This window comes from Limnohabitans sp., from assembly GCF_044373035.1.
GTDB lineage: Bacteria > Pseudomonadota > Gammaproteobacteria > Burkholderiales > Burkholderiaceae_C > Limnohabitans_A.
Window position 1 is genome coordinate 1 of the sequence record NZ_JBILQU010000159.1, and the last position, 4,107, is coordinate 4,107.

At 60.6% G+C, this 4,107-nt stretch carries 3 protein-coding genes; all 3 read left to right on the plus strand.

Annotated features, from left to right (window positions below; genetic code table 11):
• A partial coding sequence (locus ACIQ47_RS14920) for a hypothetical protein (protein WP_396438849.1) occupies positions 1-209 on the plus strand: 209 nt, incomplete at its 5' end.
• Between the two features lie 152 nt (positions 210-361).
• Entirely contained in the window at positions 362-1,801 is a 1,440-nt protein-coding gene (locus ACIQ47_RS14925) for a Fic family protein (protein WP_396438850.1), read from the plus strand.
• 115 nt (positions 1,802-1,916) lie between these two features.
• The gene (locus tag ACIQ47_RS14930; RefSeq protein WP_396438851.1) at positions 1,917-4,079 is read left to right on the plus strand and encodes an FAD-dependent oxidoreductase; all 2,163 of its coding nucleotides are present in this window, start codon (positions 1,917-1,919) and stop codon (positions 4,077-4,079) included.
• The last annotated feature ends 28 nt before the right edge of the window (positions 4,080-4,107 follow it).

The following is a 4,107-nucleotide window of genomic DNA, read 5'->3' on the forward strand; positions in this document are numbered from 1 at the left end:
GCCTGATTGACCATCCCCCCATACCTGTCAATGCCCGAGCCACCCTACACGCCGCAAGACAAAGTGGACGTGGCGCAATTGGTTTACCAGCACATTCGGCAGCAGAGCTTGCGGGCATAGGCAAGCGGGTTTCAATTCAACGGGAATGTGGCTTTTATGTAGGCGATTGCGGTGAATATGCCGCTTATTCACCGCAATATTTGCGGTGAAAGATGGATGTCAACGCCTCGATAAGTCGGATTGCACGACACTATGACTTGCAAGGGTGACACTTTGAGCGACATAATGCCCCTAAATACTGTCGCTCTTAGTCACGCTTTCCCACTTAAGTGAGACAAATGACCCCTTAACAGGCCACCCCATGCCCCGCATCACCCCCGCCGACGAATTGCAACTGATCGAATCCATCGTGGCCGCGCACCCCGGTGGGATTGGCATTGCCGAGATCGAGGCGGCCATGGCACAGCGACAAGGCGGGTCGCTGAACCGTCGCACTTTGCAACGCCGCTTGCTCAAACTCATCGATGCGCAGCGGATCGCGTCTGAGGGGCAGAGCATTGCGCTGGTTTACAAGCCGGTGGCGCATGCTTGGGCGCAGCTTGCGGGCAGTAGCGGTGGTGGGGGCGTCATTACTCCTGTGGGCGTGGCCGAGGCGGAGCCCGATCTGCCGGTCTCGCCAGCGGGGGCCAGCATCCGTGATCGGGTCCGGCAGCCGTTGATGCACCGCCGCCCGGTGGGTTATCGGCGCGAGTTTCTAGAGGCGTATCAGCCGCGTGTCACGTTTTATTTGCCAGCTGCGCTGCGCAGCCAGCTGCACGAGATGGGCCGCACGCCCGCCAACGAACGACCCGCAGGCACCTACGCCCGCGACATCTTGAGCCGGTTGCTGGTGGATTTGTCGTGGGCTTCATCGCGGCTGGAGGGCAACACCTACAGCCGCCTGGACACGCAAAACCTGATCGAGCATGGACAGGCCGCGAAGGGCAAGGACGCCATCGAAACGCAGATGATCCTGAACCACAAAGCCGCCATCGAGATGCTGATCGAGGACACCGATGAGGTGGGCTTTGATGCCTTCACGTTCAAAAATCTGCATGCCGTGTTGTCGCAAGACTTGATGCGCGACCCGCAGGCCAGTGGCCGTCTGCGTCGGCGCTCGGTGGAGATTTCGGGCACGGTGTTTCACCCCGTCGCCATGCCCCAGGTGATTGAAGATTGTTTTGAGCTGTTGCTGAGCAAAGCCGCCGCCATTCCCGATCCGTTTGAGCAGGCGTTTTTCCTCATGGTGCAGCTGCCGTATTTGCAGCCTTTTGAAGATGTGAACAAACGCGTGTCGCGCATTGGCGCCAACTTGCCGCTGATCCAGCACAACCTGTGCCCCTTGTCGTTCATCGACGTGCCCGAGCGGGCGTACATCGAAGGCACTTTGGGCGTGTATGAATTCAACGAGGTCGATTTGTTGCGCGACGTGTTTGTGTGGGCGTATGAACGCTCTTGCCAGCGTTATCTGGCCATCACCCAAACCATGGTGGAGCCGAACCCCCTCAAAATCAAATACCGCGAAGCGCTGATTCAGGCCGTGCAGGCGGTGGTCAAGGGCCTGCAAGCGCCCAGCCCAGAGGTGCTGGCCACCGTGGTGGCGCGCATGCAGGTACCCGCAGCAGACCAGGACGCGTTCACCCGCATGCTGGCCGAGGCGCTGCACCAGTTGCACGAAGGCAGCGTGGCCCGCTACCGGCTGCGTCGCTCTGAATACCTGGCTTGGAAGTTGGCTTGCTCGGGTGGTGGCGATCACCTGTAACTTTTTGCCGCGCCGCAACGAACTGCAAGATGATCGGCGTTATGGTTCACTGTTGTTGATGGCGCCGATTTCGCCCCACTCGCCACGCCATTGCCCATTTTGGAGTTCCCCTTTCATGCGCCTTCGTCAAATTGTGTTGCTGCTCTTGCTGGCGCTGGCCATCGGTGCCTTTGTCGCGCTGGACCTGGGGCGCTACTTGAGCTTTGAGCAGCTCAAATCCAGCCAAGCCAGTTTTGCCTATCTGCATGCCGAGCAGCCGCTCACGGTGGCGGCGGTGTATTTCCTCGTCTATGTGCTGGCGACCGCGCTGTCCATTCCGGGGGCCGTGATCATCACCTTGGCCGGTGGGGCCATTTTTGGCTTGTGGCAGGGTTTGTTGATCGTGTCGTTTGCGTCCACCGTGGGCGCAACCTTGGCGTTTTTGGCATCGCGCTTTTTGTTGCGCGACTGGGTGGAGGCGCGCTTTGGTCAGCGCCTGGCCGACATCAACACGGGTGTGAACCGCGAGGGCGGTTTTTACCTCTTCACTTTGCGGCTGATCCCGGTCGTGCCTTTCTTCTTGATCAACCTGCTCATGGGCCTCACGCGCATGAAGGTGTGGACGTATTACTGGGTCAGCCAAATCGGCATGCTGGCGGGCACGGCGGTGTATGTGAACGCGGGCACGCAGTTGGCGCAACTCGAATCGCTGCAAGGCATTTTGAGCCCCGCGCTTTTGGGCAGCTTTGTGCTGCTGGGCATCTTCCCGCTGATCGCGCGCCGCATCGTGGCCGCTGTGCAAAAGCGCAAGGTCTATGCCCGTTGGGCCGACCAGCGCCCCAAGACCTTTGACCGCAACCTGATCGTCATCGGCGGTGGCGCGGGCGGATTGGTCAGCGCCTACATCGCCGCAGCCGTCAAAGCCAAGGTCACGCTGATCGAGGCGCACAAGATGGGCGGCGACTGCTTGAACTATGGCTGTGTGCCGAGCAAGGCGCTGATCAAAAGCGCGAAGCTGGCCCACCAAATGCGCCACGCGTCGAACTACGGCCTGAGCGATGCGGCCCCGAGCTTCAGCTTCAAAGCGGTGATGCAGCGTGTGCACAACGTGATCACAGCCATCGAGCCGCACGACAGCATTGAGCGTTACACCGGTTTGGGTGTGGAGGTGCTGCAGGGCTACGGCAGATTGGTGAACCCGTGGACGGTGGAGGTGGCGTTGAACGACGGTACAACCCAACGCTTGACGGCCCGCAGCATCGTGATCGCTGCCGGTGCCCGTTCCTTCGTGCCGCCCCTGCCCGGCTTGGACGACGTGGGCTACGTGACAAGTGACACCCTGTGGGACGAATTCTCTAAGCTCGATGAAGTGCCCAAACGTTTGGTGGTGCTGGGCGGCGGGCCGATTGGCTGCGAGTTGGCGCAAAGCTTTGCACGACTGGGCTCGCATGTTACCCAAGTGGAAATGGGCGCACACATCATGGTGCGCGAAGACGAGGAGGTGAGCGAACTCGCCCAAGCCTCACTGGAGGCTGATGGCGTGCAAGTGCTCACCGGCCACAAGGCGCTGCGCTGCGAGAGGGTTGACGGCGAAAAGACCCTGGTGGTGGAGCACGCCGGTGCAGAACAACGCATCGTGTTTGACCAGCTGCTGTGCGCCGTGGGCCGCGTGGCGCGTTTGCAGGGGTACGGCTTGGAGGACTTGGGCATCCCCACGCACCGCACCGTGGACACCAACGAGTACCTGCAAACCCTCTACCCCAACATCTACGCCGCAGGCGATGTGGCGGGCCCGTTCCAGTTCACCCACACCGCCGCGCACCAAGCTTGGTACGCCGCAGTCAACGCGCTGTTTGGCGAGTGGAAGCTGTTCAAGGCCGATTACTCGGTGATTCCTTGGGCGACTTTCATCGACCCCGAGGTGGCGCGGGTGGGCCTGAACGAGCAAGAGGCGAAAGAGAAGAACATCGCCTATGAAGTCACCAAGTACGGCATCGACGATCTGGACCGAGCCATCGCAGACAGCGAGGCCCACGGTTTTGTGAAGGTGCTCACCGTGCCGGGCAAAGACAAGATTTTGGGCGTGACCATCGTCGGCGCACACGCGGCAGATGTGCTGGCCGAGTTCGTGCTCGCCATGAAACACGGCCTGGGCTTGAACAAGATCTTGGGCACCATCCATACCTACCCCACGATGTCTGAGGCCAACAAATACGCGGCGGGCGAATGGAAGCGCGCACACGCGCCACAGAAGCTGCTGGCTTGGGTCAAAAAGTACCACGATTGGCGGCGTGGATGAAACTGCTTTTGAAGCCCGCCCCTGCGCT